Below are 17,148 nucleotides of genomic sequence, written 5' to 3' on the forward strand. Positions count from 1 at the left end.
GCCAATAGCGCCAGGTTCAGTGCCTGTTACAGCTCAGTCGCCATGGCTATCGACCTGGCGTTGGGCTTCATCGAGTCTGTGTTGTGCATCCGCCAGTCGCTGCGCGTCGGCCTGTTGGTCCTGGGCCTTCTTCAACTCGGCGCGGCGCATCGCCAGCTGAATCTTGGCGCGTTTAAGGTCAGCGGTTTTGCTGTTGGGTTGTTCGGCTGCCGGAGCGCTATTGATCTCCAGTGCTGTCAGGGCCTGTTCCGCTGCCTCGAACTGCTGTTGCAGGACAACCAGCTGCGATTGTTGCTCAAACGTCGGCGGATGCCCAAAGGCTTTCAAGGATTTGTGCAGTTGGGCGCGGCTCATGGTTACATTGATCCTGGCCTTTTTCACCGCCGCATCGCGTGCAGCGTTTGCCGCGTCTGTCGGCATTGCTTCTACCGGCGCCGAACGCTTGGAGCGGGCCAGGCGTTCGGCGAGTTTGTGTGTTTCTTCGCGCTGCAGACGCGCATTGCGCTGCTCGAAGCGGCGACGGGCGCGACTGCGTTTGGCGTCGCGCTCAAAGCGTTCTTTATCATTGCTCGCCACACCACCCACAAGCGCAACGGTGCCGAGCGGCGGACGCATCTCGATGCAATCAACCGGACAGGGCGCCACGCAAAGGTCACAGCCGGTGCACTCGTCGATGATCACCGTGTGCATCAGCTTGGCGGCGCCGACGATGGCATCCACCGGGCAGGCCTGGATGCACTTGGTGCAGCCGATGCATTCGGCCTCGCGGATGTAGGCGATCTGGGCTGGAGCGTTCCCTCGGCTGGTGTCCAGTTCCAGCACCGGCACGCTCAGCAATTGCGCAAGCCCAGCAATGGTTTCCTGACCACCAGGCGGACACTTGTTAATTGCTTCGCCCTTAGCAATGCCTTCTGCGTAAGGCTTGCAACCTGGGTGGCCGCATTTGCCGCATTGGGTCTGAGGCAGCAGCGCGTCGATACGTTGAATGAGGTTCATGCTGAGATCGTTTGCATGCCGGTTGATTGAACCAAACAGAGCCTGATTATCCGGCAGGCAAGAAGGGGGGACCTGCTCTATAGCCCCGTCGCCGAAACGACAGGGCTGTTGTGCACACTTACTTGATGCGCTGACCCGGCTTGGCGCCACTGTCGGGGCTCAGCAGGTAGATTTCTTCCCCGCCAGGCCCTGCCGCCATCACCATGCCTTCGGAAATACCGAACTTCATTTTCCGCGGCTTGAGGTTGGCGATCATCATGGTCAGGCGTCCATCGAGCTTGGACGGGTCCGGGTAAGCACTCTTGATGCCCGAGAACACGTTGCGCCGCTCGTCACCGATATCCAGCGTCAGGCGTAGCAGCTTGTCGGCGCCCTCAACGGCTTCGGCCTTGACGATCAGGGCAACGCGCAAGTCGATGGCGGCGAAGGCGTCGAAATCGATTTGCGGGGCAAGTGGGTCCTTGGTCAGTTCGCCATTGCCGGCCGGAGTCGCTTCGCCGGTATCGGTCTGGCTGGCGGCCAGATCTTCTTTCGACGCGTCGGTCATCGCCTGCACCTTCACGGGGTCGATTCGGGTCATCAGGGGCTTGAACGCATTCAACTGATGGTTGCCGAGCAAGGTGGCGTGGTCGTTCCAGGTTAATGGCGCAACGTTGAGGAACGCTTCGGCATCGGCGGCCAGCAGGGGCAGTACCGGCTTGAGGAAGATCACCAGTTGGCGGAACAGGTTGACGCCGGTGGCGCAGATCGCCTGCACCTCAGCTTCTTTACCTTCCTGCTTGTTCAGCGACCACGGCGCCTTGTCGGCGATCCAGGCGTTGGCGCGGTCGGCCAGGCCCATGATCTCGCGCATGGCGCGGGCGAAGTCACGGGCTTCGTAAGCATCAGCAATGCTTGGCGCGGCGGCCAGGAAGGCGTCGGTCAGTTCCGGCGCGGCATTCTCGGCCACCAGCACGCCCGCATTGCCCTTGTGGATAAACCCGGCGCAACGGCTGGCGATATTTACGACTTTGCCTACTAGGTCCGAGTTGACCTTCTGTACGAAGTCTTCCAGGTTCAAGTCCAGATCGTCGACGCCACGGCCCAGTTTGGAGGCGTAGTAGTAGCGAAGGTATTCCGGCGACAGGTGGTCCAGGTAGGTGCGCGCCTTGATAAAGGTGCCACGGGATTTGGACATTTTTTGCCCGTTGACGGTCAGGTAGCCGTGTACGTTGATGCCGGTCGGCTTGCGATAGCCCGAGCCTTCAAGCATCGCCGGCCAGAACAGCGCGTGGAAGTTGACGATGTCCTTGCCGATGAAATGGTAAAGCTCGGCGGTGGAGTCTTTGCCCCAGAACGCGTCGAAGTCCAACTCCGGCGTGCGGTCGCAAAGGTTCTTGAAGCTGGCCATGTAGCCGATCGGCGCGTCCAGCCATACATAGAAATACTTGCCCGGCTCGCCCGGGATCTCAAAGCCAAAGTACGGCGCGTCGCGGGAGATGTCCCACTGCTGCAGGCCGGCATCCAGCCATTCGGCAATCTTGTTGGCCACGGCGTCCTGCAAGGTGCCGCTGCGGGTCCAGGTCTGCAGCATCTGCTGGAAGTCCGGGAGCTTGAAGAAGAAGTGCTGAGAGTCCTTGAGCACCGGGGTGGCGCCGGAGATTGCCGACTTCGGGTCCTTCAGGTCGGTGGGGGCGTAGGTGGCCCCGCATTTCTCGCAGTTGTCGCCGTACTGGTCTTCGGTGCCGCACTTGGGGCAGGTGCCCTTGATGAAGCGGTCGGCCAGGAACATTTTCTTTTCCGGGTCGAAATACTGGGTGATCGAGCGCGTGGCGATGTGCCCGGCGTCCTTCAACCGCAGGTAGATCTGGCTCGACAACTCACGGTTTTCATCGGCGTGGGTCGAGTGGAAGTTGTCGAAGTCCACCAGGAACTCGGCAAAGTCGGCGCTGTGTTCAGCCTGCACGTTGGCGATCAGTTGTTCCGGGGTGATGCCTTCCTTTTCGGCGCGCAGCATGATGGCCGAACCGTGGGCGTCGTCCGCGCAGACATAGATGCATTGGTTGCCGCGATGCTTCTGAAAGCGCACCCACATATCGGTCTGGATGTACTCAAGCATATGGCCAAGATGGATGGAACCATTGGCATAGGGCAGGGCGCTGGTGACGAGGATCTTGCGTGGCTCGGACATGGGGCTCGGCTACTTGATGAAACGGAGGTCGGCCACTATAAAGCGCCGGCAAATTTATTTCACCCCGTGGTGCTGTTTCAGCCTCCTGCAAACTGTCGAAAGCATGCCGTTAAGCGCCTGGAACGGTTAGGATAGCCGCCTGTTTCAGTCAGTCTTTTTCGGGAGTAGCCCATGAGCGCCGTGAATCGCGCAGCGGTGGAAGCCGTTCTTCGCCAGTACACCGACCCCTATTTGAACCAGGACCCGGTCAGTGCCGGATGTGTGCGTTCCATCGAGGTCCTGGGAGATCAGGTCTCGGTCCGGTTGGAGCTGGGCTACGCCGCCGGCCTGTTCAAGAACGGTTGGGCGCAGATGCTGCAGATGGCCATCGAAGGCCTGGACGGCGTGCGTTCGGCCAGCGTCGACATCCACTGCGTGATCGCCGCTCACAAGGCCCAGGCACAGATCCCTGGCCTCGCCAACGTCAAGAACGTGGTAGCGGTAGCGTCGGGCAAGGGGGGCGTGGGCAAGTCCACCACGGCGGCGAACCTGGCCCTGGCCCTGGCTCGCGAAGGTGCGCGGGTGGGCATCCTCGATGCCGATATCTATGGTCCGAGCCAGGGCGTCATGTTCGGCATAGCCGAAGGCACGCGGCCGCAGGTCAAGGATCAGAAGTGGTTCGTGCCCATCGAGTCCCTGGGCGTGGAAGTGATGTCCATGGCGTTCCTTACCGATGACAACACACCCATGGTGTGGCGTGGGCCGATGGTTTCCGGCGCCTTGCTGCAATTGGTCACCCAGACCGCCTGGGGCGACCTGGATTACCTGGTTATCGACATGCCGCCCGGCACCGGCGATATCCAGCTGACCCTGGCGCAAAAGGTACCGGTAGCCGGCTCTGTGATCGTTACCACGCCCCAGGACCTGGCGCTGCTCGACGCGAAAAAAGGCGTGGAGATGTTCCGCAAGGTCAACATCCCAGTGTTGGGGGTCGTGGAAAACATGGCGGTGCACATTTGCTCCAACTGCGGCCATGCCGAGCATTTGTTTGGCGAGGGTGGTGGCGAGAAGCTGGCGACTCAGTACGGTGTCGAGTTGCTGGCGTCGCTGCCGCTGTCGATGCTGATTCGCGAACAGGCCGACGGCGGCAAGCCGACGGTGGTGGCAGAGCCCGACAGCCAGATCGCAATGATTTATCAGGAGCTGGCCCGTCACGTGGGCGCGCGGATTGTCTTGCAGGAAGCCGCAATGCCGGCCATGCCGACAATTACCGTCAGCGAAGATTGAAGCGTGTAGGGAGTCGTTACGCTTTTGCCCAATTGCACGTGTAAGCATTCGCTTACTTTTTCGTAAGCGAATGGTTTTTTTAGCCGAACCAAGACGCTAAAAAACATGCAGTCTTTTTCTATCTAGTTGAAAAATAACAATTATTTAGGTGCGCTTGAATGCTGCCGGGTGCTGGTGCGGATGTAGCATCCCGTTGAACTTCCCTTGGAACTCTCTAACATCAGCCCTGTGTCCACGGATTGGCACGGCCATCACGGAACGATGGTTTAAGGAATATCGCAGGACGCGATTCATCAGGATGATGAAAAGGAATACAGGGACTAGGGAAAAAATGTGGGCGGGTCATACCGCCCCTTTTTTTGCCTGTAGAAAAGTAAAAACAGATGCCAATAAATGCAAAAAGGCCCGCAACAGACTGTGTGAAAACACACTGACAGGCCTTAGACCAAACGCCCCGACTTGTTCGGGGCGTTTGTTTTTGTGCTGAAAAAGGCTCTTCAGCCCATCAGTTGCATCATTTTCTTGGCTCCCAAGACACTGATCGCCCGCTTGAAGTTGTACGCGGTCACGGCCAGGGCCATTTCAGCTTTCGTCCCTTCAAGTTGTCGTAGCAAGAACCGCCCGTTCCCAAATAGCCATTGTTTGAGATTGCCAAACGGGTGCTCCACGATGGATCTGCGTCGCTCCATCATCTCTGGATGCAGTTGCATCCGCTGTGCCATACGCTCAAAGGCTTCCTCTTGTGCGTGACGTGAGACATAGCGGCGCTGAGCCTTTGTACATTGGGCTTTCAGCGCACATCCAGCGCAGTCGCTGACTGCCGCCTGGTAGATCCGGTCGCCTTTGCAACGCTGCTTCAGGGTTAGCCATTGACCTGCCGGGCACTGGTATCGATCCTGTTCAGCGTCATAGGTAAAGTCCTGGCGCTCGAATAATGTCTCTCCGCCTGGGTTCGAAGTTCGGTTTGGCGGCACGTACACGGTAATGGAGGCATCCTCGCACGCCTGGAATTGCTGGCCATTTGAGTAGCCCATATCGGCTGTCACGGTCAGCGTGTCCTGCCCCAGTTCGGCCTTGGCAGCTTTAGCTATGGGTTCAAGCTGTTTGCGGTCGTCACCATCTTGCGTCACCTCATGGTGCAAAATCAGACAGTGCTCTGCGTCCACGGCTGTTTGCACGTTATAGGCAACACGAGCCCCCTTTGGCGTGCGCATCATTCGGGCATCGCTTTCGTGCGTGTTGAATTGCTCCAGCCCCATCGACTTCATCAAAGCTTGGCAACTACGGTTGTCTTGCTGCTTGGCCTCAAGCTTCGCCAGTGCCGCCTTGATCGCAGTGCGATCGACCACTTGCTCGCCCTCTGCTTTATCAACGGCATCCAGGTCAGCCAGGTATTGGGCGATCCGTTTATCCAGCTTCTCCTCCTGACGCTTGAGCTGATTCAAATTCAGGTGGCGTCGCGAGGAAGCGACTGCCTGAAACTTACTGCCATCGATCGCAACCAGATCGCCCGCAATCAAGCCGACGGATCGGCAGAACTGCACAAAAGCTCGGCACGTCGTAACGAACGCTACTTTGTTGTTCTTGCGAAAGTCGGCGATGGTCTTGAAGTCGGGTTTAAGCCGGTTGATCAACCACATCACTTCGATGTTGCGTTGGCACTCAGCTTCTAGGCGCCGCGACGATCGAATGCGCTGAAAATAGCCATAGAGATAGAGCTTGAGCTGATCGGCGGGGTCGTAAGCTGGGCGCCCAGTGGCCTTGGGCTGAGCCTTCTCAAAACCGAGCTGGCCCAGATCGAGCTTGGTGACATACAGGTCGATGACCCGTACGAGGTGATCTTCAGGGATCAGTTCCTCCAGCGAGACCGGGAACAGGCTGGTCTGGCTGCGGGACTCGCCTTGTATGTAGGCCATAACGAAAAATGCTCCGTATCTTTCGATACGGAGCATTCTCTTAAAGGGCCGGACAGATTGCTAGGTTTTCACACAGTCTGGCAAGGGGCCTTTTGACGAACGGTGACGCTGTCAGCGTTCGAGGTCGGCGAGTTTGCCTGGCTTGCCATCCCACTCTTCGGCGTCAGGCAGCGCGTCTTTCTTCTCGGTGATGTTGGGCCAGATATCAGCCAGCTCAGCGTTCAACGCAATGAAGTTCTCCATGCCGGCAGGCACCTCATCTTCAGAGAAGATCGCGTTGGCCGGGCATTCTGGCTCACACAGGGCGCAATCGATGCACTCGTCCGGGTGGATGACCAGGAAGTTCGGGCCTTCGTAAAAGCAGTCCACCGGACAGACTTCTACGCAGTCGGTGTACTTGCACTTGATGCAGTTGTCGGTGACGACGAAGGTCATTTCTAATTTTCTCCTCAGGCGGCGGCAGCGAAACCCTTTATGGCAGGGCTCGCGAGGTTCGGGAGCGATAGTCTGCAGGCCAGGCTAAGAGTCTGCAGCATCCCAAACCGCGCGAGAGTCTACCAGCTTGCACGCGTATGCGTTATATCCGAGTCTTCAGTGCATATAACATTTCGAGCGCTTTACGCGGCGTCAAGTCATCCAGGTCAAGCTTGGCCAACTCATCCAGCACTGGATGGGGCAGGCTGGCGAACAGATCGCTCTGATGCGGTGCGCTGGGTTTGCTGGCGGCCTTGGATGGGCGCGCGACCACGGTTTCATGAGGCAGGGCCGTGGTTTCCAGGCGACGGAGGTGTTCGCGCGCGCGGGTGATCACATCGTTTGGTACGCCGGCCAGTTGCGCTACGGCCAGACCGTAACTCTGGCTAGCCGGCCCAGGCAGTACGTGGTGCAGGAACACGATGCGCTCGTTGTGCTCGGTCGCATTCAGGTGCACGTTGGCGACCAGAGGTTCGCTTTCCGGCAATACCGTCAGTTCGAAATAGTGGGTGGCGAACAGCGTGTATGCGCGCAGATGCGCCAGGCGTTCGGCCGCTGCCCAGGCCAGGGACAGGCCGTCGAAGGTACTGGTGCCTCGACCCACTTCGTCCATCAGCACCAGGCTGCGGTCGGTTGCGTTGTGCAGGATATTGGCGGTTTCGCTCATTTCCACCATAAAGGTCGAGCGGCCACCGGCCAGGTCGTCGCTGGAGCCGATCCGGGTGAAGATCCGGTCTACCAGCGACAGCTCGCAACTGGCCGCCGGCACGAAACTGCCGATGTGCGCCAGCAGCACGATCAACGCGGTCTGACGCATGTAGGTGGATTTACCGCCCATGTTCGGACCGGTGATTACCAGCATGCGGGTATCGTCATCCAGCGACAGGTCGTTGGCGACGAACGGCGTGGTCAGCACCTGCTCCACCACCGGGTGACGCCCTTGCACGATGCGCATGCACGGCTCGCTGACAAACCGCGGGCAATTGAGGTCAAGGTTCAGCGCCCGCTCGGCGAGGTTGCTCAGTACATCCAGCTCGGAAAGCGCGGCGGCAGTGTCCTGCAGCGGTGCCAATTGGCCGATCAGGTCTTCGAGCAACGCCTCATAAAGCATTTTTTCCCGCGCCAGGGCTCGGCTCTTGGCCGACAGTGCCTTGTCCTCGAACTCTTTGAGTTCCGGGGTGATGAAGCGCTCGGCGCCCTTGAGCGTCTGGCGCCGCTGATAGTCGATCGGTGCCTGCTCGGCCTGTTTGCTCGGCAACTCGATAAAGTAGCCATGCACCCGGTTGTAGCCGACCTTCAGGTTGGCCAGGCCGGTGCGGGCTTTTTCGCGGGCCTCCAGGTCGATCAGGAACTGCCCGGCGTTTTCACTCAGCGACTGCAGTTCGTCCAGTTCGCTGTCGTAGCCGCTCTTCAGCACGCCACCGTCGCGGATGATTGCCGGAGGATTGTCGATGATGGCTTTTTCCAGCAGCGCCGCCAGTTCAGGGTATGTGCTGGTGGTGACGGCCAACTGCTGCAGGTGCGGCGCGTCCAGTTCAGCCATGGCGGCTTGCAGTTGCGGCAGGGCGCCAAGGGCGTCGCGCAGTCGTGCCAGATCGCGCGGGCGTGCGTTACGCAGGCCGATCCGCGCCAGGATGCGCTCGATATCGCCGATTTCCTTGAGCTGCGGTTGCAGCTTTTCAAAACGGTAACCGTCCAGCAGGCAAGTAATGGAGGACTGGCGCGCTTGCAGCACCTTCAAATCCCGCAGCGGGCGGTTCAGCCAACGGGTCAGCAGACGGCTGCCCATGGCGGTCTGGCAGCGGTCGACCACCGATTGCAGGGTATTGTCGCGTCCGCCGGATAGGTTGGTGTCCAACTCCAGGTTGCGCCGGCTGGCGCCGTCGAGCACTACGGTATCGTCCAGGCGCTCGTGGCGCAGGCTGCGCAAGTGCGGCAGGGCGGTGCGCTGGGTTTCCTTGGCGTAGCTGAGCAGGCAACCGGCGGCGCCGATGGCCAGTGTCAGGGTTTCGCAGCCGAAGCCTTTAAGGTCTTGCACCGAGAACTGCTGGCACAGACTTTTCAATGCCGAGTCACGCTCAAAATCCCACGGCGCGCGACGCTTTGTCCCACGACGTTTTTCCGCAGGCAAATCCTTGGGCCAATCGTCCGGGATCATCAGCTCAACCGGGTTGATGCGTTCCAACTCCGCCAGCAGGTTCTCCCAGCCCTTGATCTCCAGCACCGTGAAATTACCACTGGTGATATCCAGCACCGCCAAGCCGAACAGACGCTCATCGCCCAGCACCGCCGCGATCAGGTTATCGCGACGCTCATCCAGCAGCGCCTCGTCACTCACCGTGCCCGGCGTAATAATGCGCACCACCTGGCGTTCCACCGGGCCTTTGCTGGTGGCCGGATCGCCGATCTGCTCGCAGATCACCACCGACTCGCCCAGCTTCACCAGCTTGGCCAGGTAGCCTTCCAACGAATGGTAAGGAATCCCACACATCGGAATCGACTGCCCCGCCGACTGCCCGCGCGCGGTCAAGGTGATGTCCAGCAGCTTGGCGGCCTTCTTCGCGTCTTCGTAGAAGATCTCGTAGAAGTCGCCCATGCGGTAGAACATCAGTTGATCAGGGTGCTGGTTTTTCAGGCGCCAGTACTGCTGCATCATTGGAGTGTGACTTGAAAGGTCTGTCATACGGGGCTTTCGGCTCTACCTGTCTATTTGACAATTCACATCTGTCTAATACTACAGGGATTTTTTAGGCATTGTTGGCGGCAGGCCTACGTTGATTTTGCGCAGGCGCAGATAACGTTGCGTCATCTTGGCGTCGGTGTGGCCACCGAGCTTCTGTGCATCGTTTCCCTGGTCATCCGTGTCCGAAAGCGACTTGGCGCGCAGGTCGTGGAGGCTGGCATCCTCGACGCCAGCCTTCTTGCAACTGATCGCAAACGCATCTTTAACCGAGCTGTAGTGCACCGGCTTGCCGCCGCGCGGCGAGCAGAACAACGTGAGCCCGCGGATCTTCCGTGGCAGCGCCTTTGCCCGGGCTACCAGGTCTTCCAGGTCTGGCGTCATCTGCACCAGCAGCCTCGCGTTCGTCTTCTCTTGTTTGAAGGCGATGCCCTCGGGGCTGATGTCGGCCAACCGGATGGCCAGCACGTCACCGATACGCTGGCCGGTCAGGTAGCACATCTCGTAGATGACGCGCATGTTGTCGCTTGAGTTGGCGCAGATCGCCTGGAACTCGCCGTGAGTGATGTACCTGTCGCGCTTGTGCTCCAGGTGCCGGCGCACGCCGATGCATGGATTCGAGTCGACAATCTGCTGCTCCAGGGCATAGGTGAAGACTGCCCGCAGCACCGAGATCACCCGGTTCGACATGTTCGGCGTGTCTGCCATGTGCAGCTTGAGCGCTACGACGTGCCGCTGAAGCACCTCGCGCGGCTCGAAGTCGGCGAAGTTTTCCTTCAGTCGCTCGGCCGCTGCCTCGTATTGCTTGAGCGTGTTCGGCTTCAGCGCCGGCTTCGTCCTGGTGCGCATGTGCTCGAGCGCGTCGTCGATCAGTTTGGGCATCCCGCCCAGGCTGCGCTTGTCCAGCAACATGGCGTATTCGGCGAGAGACGCCTGAAACTCAGTGCCGAGGCGCATCCACTTGCCCTTGCGGACCAAGTAGTACGCGCCGTGCTTCTGGTACATGCACGCCGGCAGGTGCCGGTCCTTCTTGCGCGGTCGCATCTATCTCACCTCAGCACAGCCGCAACTCCGGCCCCTTCCTTGATTGAATACCACCCAGCCGCCCGATGACAACCTGGCGCAGCACCTTTGGGTGCCCATCACCACCTACCGCGAAACCGTATCGTTCGGCGGTCAGCCACTTTATCTGCGCCCCTGGTTTTTTGTATCCGGTCAGGTCGGCAACTTCCTCAGCTGTTAAAAACATAACTACCTCCCGCCGCCCGCCGTGGGCCGCGCTGTCTTGATGATGTGAATGGCAATGCCGAAGCTGACCAGCAGCCAGGCGCAGGTGCCGGCGAAGGCGTAGAGAATGTCGGCTACCTCGCCGTCCATGAGCAGCACCGGGGCGAGCCAGAAGAACCAGCAGACCGTGGCTGACACGTACAGCACGGCGCCCAGCATTAGCAGGGTGAGTTTTATTGAGTGCATGGGGTGTCCTTGCCGCGCTGGGCGGCAGAAGGTGGGTTATTCGGAGGGGTCGACGATGCTGTGCGAGATTGAGACCGTCTTGCGCGCGGCGTCTCCGAGATAGATCTCGTTCATGACTTTGTCATGCTGAATGGATACGGAATCGGTGGCGTCCTCGTCATCGCCAAGCTCAGAAAGGCCCAGTTGGCGGACACGCAAAAGATCAACGCCGTCCGGAACCTCGAATACGGTCGTGATCGCGCTCGTTATCATGATGAAGGGCATAGGAATACCTCGCCCGCCGCTCACCGGCAGGCATGTAGGGGGATTGGGGTTAGGGGTAGTTCTTGCTGATGCGCTGGGCGATGGCTTCGAGCTTTTCGGCCATGCTCCACATGTCGTTGTTGTCGCGGCGGGACACGACTGCCGCGCGCTGTACATTGCGATCGATCAGGATCTTTGCAGCCAGCAGGATCAGCCAGGCCTCGGCCTTGCGGCGAAGGAACTTACTCATGGCCTGGGCCCCTTGTAGATGAAGACGTAGGCGAACCAGAGGGTGGCGATCATGGCGTCACCGCCAGCTTCTGCCATTCCTTGTAGCCGTCGGCGTACTCCCAGCAATAGGTGGCCGGCCAGGCGCCTCGCGTGCCTTCCTTCACGATGTTGTAGTTCCAGCCCCCTTTGGTTGGTGTGGTCTTAATCCAAACGTGCTGCGGTCCGCCCAGGAACCACCCGTGGTACTGGGTAACGGCCTCAGTCATAAACTCGGTGAAGTCGTGGTGTCCTTTGCTCATGACGATGTAGGTGTCACTGCCTACGCTCTCCACGTCGAGCGGATACTTTTCTTCAGGCATGCCGGGTTCCTTGCCGCTATAGCGGCTGACTTTGAAGGGGGTTGGGTGGAGGTTTCTCTTTCAGGCTTTCAATTACAGAGTTACATTCGTAAATCCTAGAAAAGGCGGCCAAAAAATGGATGTAGAGGCGACAAATCTGGCGATCAAACGTGCCCAGCAAGTGCTCGATACCGCTTTTTTTGGGCTTAAGGTCCTCAAAAGTGGCGACCCTTCAGAGCGGTCAGCCGGCTTGAGAAACGTATTAGTTTTCGGACGATCTGTGACGTTTGTTATACAAAATCTTCGATCCATTGTTGGTGAGTCGAGATTCAATAGCTGGTATGCACCATTTCAAGATGAGATGCGTGCTGATCCTCTTATGCGTTACTTCGTAGAAGCGAGGAACAATTTAGAGAAGCAGGGGCGTTTAGACGTAGCTGTTTCCGGAACGGTCCACAGCTTCAACGGCTATGACATGGAAAGGCTTGAAAAGCCGCCTTTTGAATCCACATCTTTTTTTATGGGGGACCAGAACGGCGGATCCGGCTGGGAGATGGATTTGGGGGGTGGCGAATCGGTCAAGTACTACATAAGCATCCCCAAATCCATTGGAGAGTTTCGTCAGGTATTCCATAGCCTGCCGGATAATATTCCGCAGGAACTCAGAGAGCTAAGTACGGATGAGCTTTGCTCAATCTATCTTGAGAAATTATCGAAACTGCTTGCTGCGACAAAGAAGGAGTTTCTTTTAGGGCCTAAGGAGCGACCGTATCTTCGATTGGTTAAATGACGGGATTACTGCGCGGAATGGAAATTTAGGCATTGCTTACAACCTCCCTCGTTATCAGATCATGGGCATCCACAACGGTCATGCCGAGGCGTTCTGCGATCAGGACTTCCAGGCGGGCGCCTTGCGACTTATCCCGCTCGGGGAGCAGGGCGATCATTCCGCAAAGGCCCAGGCGTGTCAGGTCGTAGGCCATGTAGTCGGCCCGCTGGGCGCCCTCGACGATGCCATGCTCTGCGGGGTTCTCGACTTTGTAGCCCAGGCCGCGCAGCTGATCGGCCACGGCGTTGAAAGCCGGGTAGTTGAAGTCAGCTATTCCGGTCATTGGCCCGGCCACGTAGACGCGGTTGGCGCGGGCGGCCTGGAGGGTTACTCCTGGCTTGCTGGCGAGCTTCTTGCCGCGCTCCAGGCCCATGGCGTACGCGGCATCCTGGAACACCATCAGGTCATCGGAAAATCGCTCTACTTTGCCCACATAGTGCTGGTGTAGGCGCTCGATGGCATCGTGATCGTCTGGGTGGTTTCGGTTTTCTGTGGGCATGGATAATCCTTGCCGGGCCAGGCCCGGCAGTCGTGTGGGGAACTTAGGCGGCTCGCACCTGGCGCTCTTCTGCGCGCCATGGATCGTTGGCATTCGCGATAGCCGCCATGGGTGGTGGGCTGACGCTGTTACCGCACATGTGCACCTGCTGGGTCTTGGTGAACGGCTTGCCGTCGGCACCGTGGCTGATGATGTAATCGGCCGGGAAGCCTTGCGCTTTGTACAACTCGGCCGGCTTCAGCATCCGCAAGCAGATGTCGACGATCACGTAGGGCGTGCCCTTGACCATAACGGTCACCATGGCCAGGCGGTCCTTGGTGGTGATCGTCGGGGCCGGCGAGTCGCAAGCGCTGATGTTCTCTGTTCCGTAGTAGCTGATCAGGAAGGCGGCAACGCGCAGGGCGCCCGCTTCATGCTCTGGCGAGAGGGTGAGCGACACAAGCGAGCTCTTGCCACCGCCGCCAGCGGTGATGGTCGGCGCCGGCTCTTCCAGGCCCTGGCCAATGCTGCCGCCGAATGCTCGCTCCATGAATGCGCTGACCAACCCGTGGTGCTGGCCGCCGGCGCTGATGGTGTGCAGCGGATCATTTACGTCCCGCGCATCGCAGTTGCCGCGCATGTGCACCAGGTTTGCTGCAACCAATGCATGGTGTTGACCGGTGGTCACCGTCGGCACTGGCCCGGCAAGATCGCTGGGAGCATGGCCCGTAGTGTTCGTGATCAAAGTCGCGCTGACCAACTGCTGCTGGCTGCCGGTGTTTGTCACCGTGGTCATCGGGTCTTCGATGCTCTTGGCGACCGTGGTGTTGAAACCGCCATTCATCTGGGCCATGAACACCGTGGATATGCCCATGGCGTGGGCTGCGCCGGCCGGGCGCTGATAGTTGCCACCGCTGGTGATGGTCGGCAGTGGCTCGTCCAGCGCCTTGCCCGCGTCATCGAAGCGGAACTTCACCAGGTGCGCCGCTGCAATCGCGCGGTGGTTCTGGGTCGTGACCGTACCAGTCGGCTGGTCGACGCTCACCGGCTTACCGGAATACTCGGGGCCGCCGGCCCCAATCATCAACGGGCTGATCAGCGTCAGCTCGCCGCGGTTTGCGCAGGTCACCGTCGGCAACGGGTCGAGCGGGTCGTTGATTCGGTCGCTGCCCTGATGGGTAGCCGGGGCAATGATCGGGCTGACCACCGAGAAGGCGCCGCCCTTCGGGTAGGAAGTGACGGTGCGCAGCGGCTCATCGGCTGACTGCACTGCCTCGCCGGACCAGTTGGCAATCGGCACAATGAACGGCGCCGCGCTATCGATGACGAATTTCTTCATGCCCTTGGCAACGCGGCGCAGGGTGGCTGGGGCCAGGTCCTTCTTGCGACCGAAGATGCTTTTGCCCAAGTCGGTGAAGTCGATGCAGTCAGCGGCCGTTTTCCACTTTTGTTGGCCCTTGGCGGGGTTCTTGGCGTGGGTCGCCTCAGGCCACACGATTGGCTGACCGTCGCATCGGGCGATCATGAACAGGCGTTCCCGGCTGGTCGGCGCGCCGAAGTCGCACGCCTTGATCACCTTCCACTCAACGACGTAGCCTATGGCTTCGAGCAGGGCAACGAAGCGGCGCCAGGTGCGGCCGCGCTGTTTCGGGTCAGGGATCAGGAACTGCTGGCCCACCGGCACGACCTCGCCAGGTGCCGCGATGTTGCCGTCCAGCTTCACCACTCGCCCGGTGGCCTTGTCGCGCTTGGCGATCAGTCGGCCCCACTGCAAGATCTGCTTCACGTTCTCCAGGCTGATCACCCGGGGCCGCTTCATACCTGCCCACTTGAGCCCGATCCATGAAAGGTTCCGGATCTCGCGCTTGCGCGGTTGACCGCCGGCGGCCTGGCTGTGGTGGGTGCAGTCCGGCGACATGTGGAACCAGCCTACGGCCTTGCCGCCGCATTCGGTGTCCGGGTCACCCTCGAACACGTCGGTGGTGAAGTGCTGGGCGCCCGGGTGGTTCATGGTGTGCATGCTGATCGCTTGCGGGCTGTGGTTCTTCGCCACATTCACTGCGCGGCCCAGGCCAATCTCCAGGCCGGTACCGGCGCCGCCACCACCACAGAAGAAGTCGACAACGATCTCATCGTCCTGAGGGGTGAAGCCGAGCCCGTATTGGGTTTTGAAATCGAAGGGGTGTTTCTTCTGTTGTGCGGACATAGGGAGATCCTCGCCGGCTGGCGTTGTTGATTGATATGAGTTATATGCTGCAAACAAAATCGGTTGCTTGGGGGCTCTGAAATGAAAGTAAAAATAGTTTCGACATTGCGCTGGCTCAACGTAGATGCGGAGCCGGGTATATACGAAATGATGCCTGGGATCTCTATTGTTAATGATCCAAAGCTTATAAGAAGTGTTCTTGATGCACCTTTCAAGTATTTTGTCGGATATATTGAACACGATCATCTGCTTCGTGCTGATCATTTAGTAGTATGTAGGCCGGAAGAGGTTTCTATTTGGAAAGAGTATGACCATAGTGAACCTTTGCTACTTACATGGCTAATATGGCTCTCTATGATTATTGAGGACTCATGGCTGGTGAAAGATAATGCGATAGGGTGTGAGCTGGCACACTGTCACCTCAACAACAGAGGTCAGGATTTCTGGACCAGTAACGGATTGTATTCAACGCTGTCTAAGGCTAATGGCGACGCCTTGATGGATACTACGTTCAACGCGTTAGAAATAAATCAGTGGCGGGATGTCAGTTTTGAACTTAGAAGTCACCTCCATGACAGGGGGTTTAGCATGTCCCAGTCACCTGTTTCGAAAAAAAGCACGCGGTTTGACCGCTTCCTAAGCTTCGTAACTTCTTCTCGGAAAACTCAATATCCATCCCTGAAAATTGCACAAATATGCAGTGCGCTAGAAAGTCTTTTTTCAACTAGTACCGGTGAATTAACTCACAGACTTTCTGAACGAGTTGCTCACTTTCTAGGTGGTTCAGCAAAGGATATGGAAGCGCGATACCAATTCATGAAAAAAGCCTATGGAATTCGCTCTCAAGTCACTCACGGTTCTCATATAAAACAAGCAGATATTGACGCTTCACTTTCTATAAGCCAAGGCTTGCAAGATATTTGTCGGGAAATTGTATTTGTGATTTTGCGGGACTTGAAAAAACAAGAGGTTGTGTATGGGACGAGTGAGTTTATTGAGGATTATTTTAGAAAAGAACTATTCAGATGAGGTAATACTGCATTGCCTGAGTCAGTACCGTAACCTTGTACTTGCGATTTTGTAATAATTTAGGTATTTCAGGTGACCGGCATGGAGCCGGATCAAGGAGTGTTGCTTGCCCCGCAGTTCCGGCAGTCTTCGCGATAGGGTTGAGCGTCACTGATGAACCGGCCGCAGCCATCACAATTGAACATCATCATTTTGGGCTTCTTCGGCTTGGCCAGCTTGATGCCGGTGCCGCGCAGGGCTTCTTTGATATTCACGTCGTCGCGCTCAACAAGGCGCCGGGAGTGGGCGTCGATGTAGGGCTTGGGCCAGACCACCGCGCCTGATTGACCGAGCTTTCCGATCCAGGTGACGGTGTGGGCCCTCGGCACCACGACAGCCTTCGACAGATCGCTGGTGAATACTCCGTCGTCACAAAGCCAAATCAGGTTGTTGCCGTTCCAGCACTGCGGCTTCTGGATGTAAAAATCGGCTGCGTCGGGGTACTGGTCCAGCGCCTCGCTCAAAGTGACATTCTGGCAATCAACTCCGACGCGCGCCCGGGCATCGACATAGGCCTTGGGCCACGGGATGTCAGTGTCGCGGTGATTACAAGCGCCTTCACGGGTGAACACCTGGGCCTTGCTCAGATCGGTGACATACCCGGAGCCACCAAAGCCCCAGAACGACAGCCCGTCGCCGACGTAGGCGTAGCTGCGACTGTCTTGAAGGTAGAACTGGTCGTCCATGGATTGCCTCCAGTCAGGCGCTGCCGCCCACCGTGATCGGTGGTGGCAATTCGCCTCAATTTAAGGTATGAACTCAGATAAATAGGTATGGTGA

General features: G+C 58.5%; 17 protein-coding genes. 3 read left to right on the plus strand and 14 right to left on the minus strand.

What is annotated here, in order from left to right; genetic code table 11:
• Positions 1-33: 33 nt before the first annotated feature.
• The gene (gene rsxB / locus PSH94_RS05675) at positions 34-996 is read right to left on the minus strand and encodes an electron transport complex subunit RsxB (protein WP_305436755.1); all 963 of its coding nucleotides are present in this window, start codon (positions 994-996) and stop codon (positions 34-36) included.
• Positions 997-1,114: 118 nt separating this feature from the next.
• Positions 1,115-3,166 carry a methionine--tRNA ligase gene (gene metG, locus PSH94_RS05680; RefSeq protein ID WP_181080541.1) on the minus strand — a complete coding sequence of 684 codons (2,052 nt, stop codon included), beginning with the start codon at positions 3,164-3,166 and terminating at the stop codon, positions 1,115-1,117.
• A gap of 171 nt (positions 3,167-3,337) precedes the next feature.
• On the opposite strand from metG, the gene apbC reads away from it, so the two are divergent.
• Positions 3,338-4,432: an iron-sulfur cluster carrier protein ApbC gene (gene apbC / locus PSH94_RS05685; protein ID WP_181080542.1), complete on the plus strand. Its 1,095-nt coding sequence runs from the start codon at positions 3,338-3,340 to the stop codon at positions 4,430-4,432.
• Positions 4,433-4,929: 497 nt separating this feature from the next.
• Here the strand turns inward: apbC and PSH94_RS05690 are convergent, their stop codons facing one another.
• The 9 genes from PSH94_RS05690 to PSH94_RS05730 all read right to left on the minus strand — a co-directional run bounded on the left by PSH94_RS05690 (position 4,930) and on the right by PSH94_RS05730 (position 11,808).
• The gene (locus tag PSH94_RS05690; protein ID WP_305435084.1) at positions 4,930-6,348 is read right to left on the minus strand and encodes an IS1182-like element ISPfl3 family transposase; all 1,419 of its coding nucleotides are present in this window, start codon (positions 6,346-6,348) and stop codon (positions 4,930-4,932) included.
• Between the two features lie 111 nt (positions 6,349-6,459).
• Positions 6,460-6,783 (minus strand): ferredoxin FdxA, encoded by a 324-nt coding sequence (fdxA, locus tag PSH94_RS05695; RefSeq protein ID WP_181080543.1) that lies wholly within the window; start codon positions 6,781-6,783, stop codon positions 6,460-6,462.
• A gap of 142 nt (positions 6,784-6,925) precedes the next feature.
• Positions 6,926-9,505 carry a DNA mismatch repair protein MutS gene (gene mutS / locus PSH94_RS05700; protein WP_305436757.1) on the minus strand — a complete coding sequence of 860 codons (2,580 nt, stop codon included), beginning with the start codon at positions 9,503-9,505 and terminating at the stop codon, positions 6,926-6,928.
• A gap of 51 nt (positions 9,506-9,556) precedes the next feature.
• Positions 9,557-10,546, minus strand: a complete 990-nt coding sequence (locus PSH94_RS05705; protein ID WP_305436759.1) for a tyrosine-type recombinase/integrase — start codon at positions 10,544-10,546, stop codon at positions 9,557-9,559.
• A gap of 10 nt (positions 10,547-10,556) precedes the next feature.
• Positions 10,557-10,751 (minus strand): DUF4224 domain-containing protein, encoded by a 195-nt coding sequence (locus tag PSH94_RS05710; RefSeq protein ID WP_005785292.1) that lies wholly within the window; start codon positions 10,749-10,751, stop codon positions 10,557-10,559.
• Positions 10,752-10,753: 2 nt separating this feature from the next.
• The gene (locus PSH94_RS05715; RefSeq protein ID WP_305436761.1) at positions 10,754-10,975 is read right to left on the minus strand and encodes a hypothetical protein; all 222 of its coding nucleotides are present in this window, start codon (positions 10,973-10,975) and stop codon (positions 10,754-10,756) included.
• A gap of 36 nt (positions 10,976-11,011) precedes the next feature.
• Entirely contained in the window at positions 11,012-11,239 is a 228-nt protein-coding gene (locus PSH94_RS05720; protein ID WP_177039655.1) for a hypothetical protein, read from the minus strand.
• A gap of 49 nt (positions 11,240-11,288) precedes the next feature.
• A complete protein-coding gene (locus tag PSH94_RS05725) occupies positions 11,289-11,468 on the minus strand; it encodes a hypothetical protein (protein ID WP_305436762.1) in 180 nt (59 codons plus the stop codon).
• A gap of 49 nt (positions 11,469-11,517) precedes the next feature.
• Complete coding sequence (locus PSH94_RS05730; protein ID WP_305436764.1) at positions 11,518-11,808, minus strand: hypothetical protein; 291 nt, start codon at positions 11,806-11,808, stop codon at positions 11,518-11,520.
• A 115-nt stretch (positions 11,809-11,923) separates the two neighbouring features.
• Here PSH94_RS05730 and PSH94_RS05735 point away from each other — a divergent pair, with 115 nt between their 5' ends.
• Entirely contained in the window at positions 11,924-12,577 is a 654-nt protein-coding gene (locus PSH94_RS05735; RefSeq protein WP_305436765.1) for a hypothetical protein, read from the plus strand.
• A 25-nt stretch (positions 12,578-12,602) separates the two neighbouring features.
• Here PSH94_RS05735 and PSH94_RS05740 read toward each other — a convergent pair whose 3' ends face one another.
• Entirely contained in the window at positions 12,603-13,115 is a 513-nt protein-coding gene (locus tag PSH94_RS05740; RefSeq protein ID WP_305436767.1) for a DUF4406 domain-containing protein, read from the minus strand.
• 43 nt (positions 13,116-13,158) lie between these two features.
• Positions 13,159-15,300 carry a DNA cytosine methyltransferase gene (locus tag PSH94_RS05745; protein ID WP_305436768.1) on the minus strand — a complete coding sequence of 714 codons (2,142 nt, stop codon included), beginning with the start codon at positions 15,298-15,300 and terminating at the stop codon, positions 13,159-13,161.
• 81 nt (positions 15,301-15,381) lie between these two features.
• Between PSH94_RS05745 and PSH94_RS05750 the strand changes: the two genes are divergently transcribed.
• On the plus strand, positions 15,382-16,329 hold the full coding sequence (locus PSH94_RS05750; protein WP_305436770.1) for a HEPN domain-containing protein: 948 nt from the start codon (positions 15,382-15,384) through the stop codon (positions 16,327-16,329).
• Between the two features lie 92 nt (positions 16,330-16,421).
• On the opposite strand, the gene PSH94_RS05755 is transcribed toward PSH94_RS05750, so the two are convergent.
• On the minus strand, positions 16,422-17,054 hold the full coding sequence (locus PSH94_RS05755; protein WP_305436772.1) for a hypothetical protein: 633 nt from the start codon (positions 17,052-17,054) through the stop codon (positions 16,422-16,424).
• Positions 17,055-17,148: the final 94 nt, after the last annotated feature.

It is taken from the genome of Pseudomonas sp. FP2254, from assembly GCF_030687695.1.
Lineage (GTDB): Bacteria > Pseudomonadota > Gammaproteobacteria > Pseudomonadales > Pseudomonadaceae > Aquipseudomonas > Aquipseudomonas quebecensis.

Excerpts from the sequence above, each read along its gene's own strand:
- apbC (WP_181080542.1), top strand. The coding sequence starts at position 3,338 with ATGAGCGCCGTGAATCGCGCAGCGGTGGAAGCCGTTCTTCGCCAGTAC.
- PSH94_RS05715 (WP_305436761.1), bottom strand. The coding sequence starts at position 10,975 with ATGCACTCAATAAAACTCACCCTGCTAATGCTGGGCGCCGTGCTGTAC.
- PSH94_RS05710 (WP_005785292.1), bottom strand. The coding sequence starts at position 10,751 with ATGTTTTTAACAGCTGAGGAAGTTGCCGACCTGACCGGATACAAAAAA.
- PSH94_RS05730 (WP_305436764.1), bottom strand. The coding sequence starts at position 11,808 with ATGCCTGAAGAAAAGTATCCGCTCGACGTGGAGAGCGTAGGCAGTGAC.
- mutS (WP_305436757.1), bottom strand. The coding sequence starts at position 9,505 with ATGACAGACCTTTCAAGTCACACTCCAATGATGCAGCAGTACTGGCGC.
- PSH94_RS05755 (WP_305436772.1), bottom strand. The coding sequence starts at position 17,054 with ATGGACGACCAGTTCTACCTTCAAGACAGTCGCAGCTACGCCTACGTC.
- fdxA (WP_181080543.1), bottom strand. The coding sequence starts at position 6,783 with ATGACCTTCGTCGTCACCGACAACTGCATCAAGTGCAAGTACACCGAC.
- PSH94_RS05725 (WP_305436762.1), bottom strand. The coding sequence starts at position 11,468 with ATGAGTAAGTTCCTTCGCCGCAAGGCCGAGGCCTGGCTGATCCTGCTG.
- PSH94_RS05690 (WP_305435084.1), bottom strand. The coding sequence starts at position 6,348 with ATGGCCTACATACAAGGCGAGTCCCGCAGCCAGACCAGCCTGTTCCCG.
- PSH94_RS05750 (WP_305436770.1), top strand. The coding sequence starts at position 15,382 with ATGAAAGTAAAAATAGTTTCGACATTGCGCTGGCTCAACGTAGATGCG.
- PSH94_RS05705 (WP_305436759.1), bottom strand. The coding sequence starts at position 10,546 with ATGCGACCGCGCAAGAAGGACCGGCACCTGCCGGCGTGCATGTACCAG.
- metG (WP_181080541.1), bottom strand. The coding sequence starts at position 3,166 with ATGTCCGAGCCACGCAAGATCCTCGTCACCAGCGCCCTGCCCTATGCC.
- PSH94_RS05735 (WP_305436765.1), top strand. The coding sequence starts at position 11,924 with ATGGATGTAGAGGCGACAAATCTGGCGATCAAACGTGCCCAGCAAGTG.
- PSH94_RS05740 (WP_305436767.1), bottom strand. The coding sequence starts at position 13,115 with ATGCCCACAGAAAACCGAAACCACCCAGACGATCACGATGCCATCGAG.
- PSH94_RS05745 (WP_305436768.1), bottom strand. The coding sequence starts at position 15,300 with ATGTCCGCACAACAGAAGAAACACCCCTTCGATTTCAAAACCCAATAC.
- PSH94_RS05720 (WP_177039655.1), bottom strand. The coding sequence starts at position 11,239 with ATGCCCTTCATCATGATAACGAGCGCGATCACGACCGTATTCGAGGTT.
- rsxB (WP_305436755.1), bottom strand. The coding sequence starts at position 996 with ATGAACCTCATTCAACGTATCGACGCGCTGCTGCCTCAGACCCAATGC.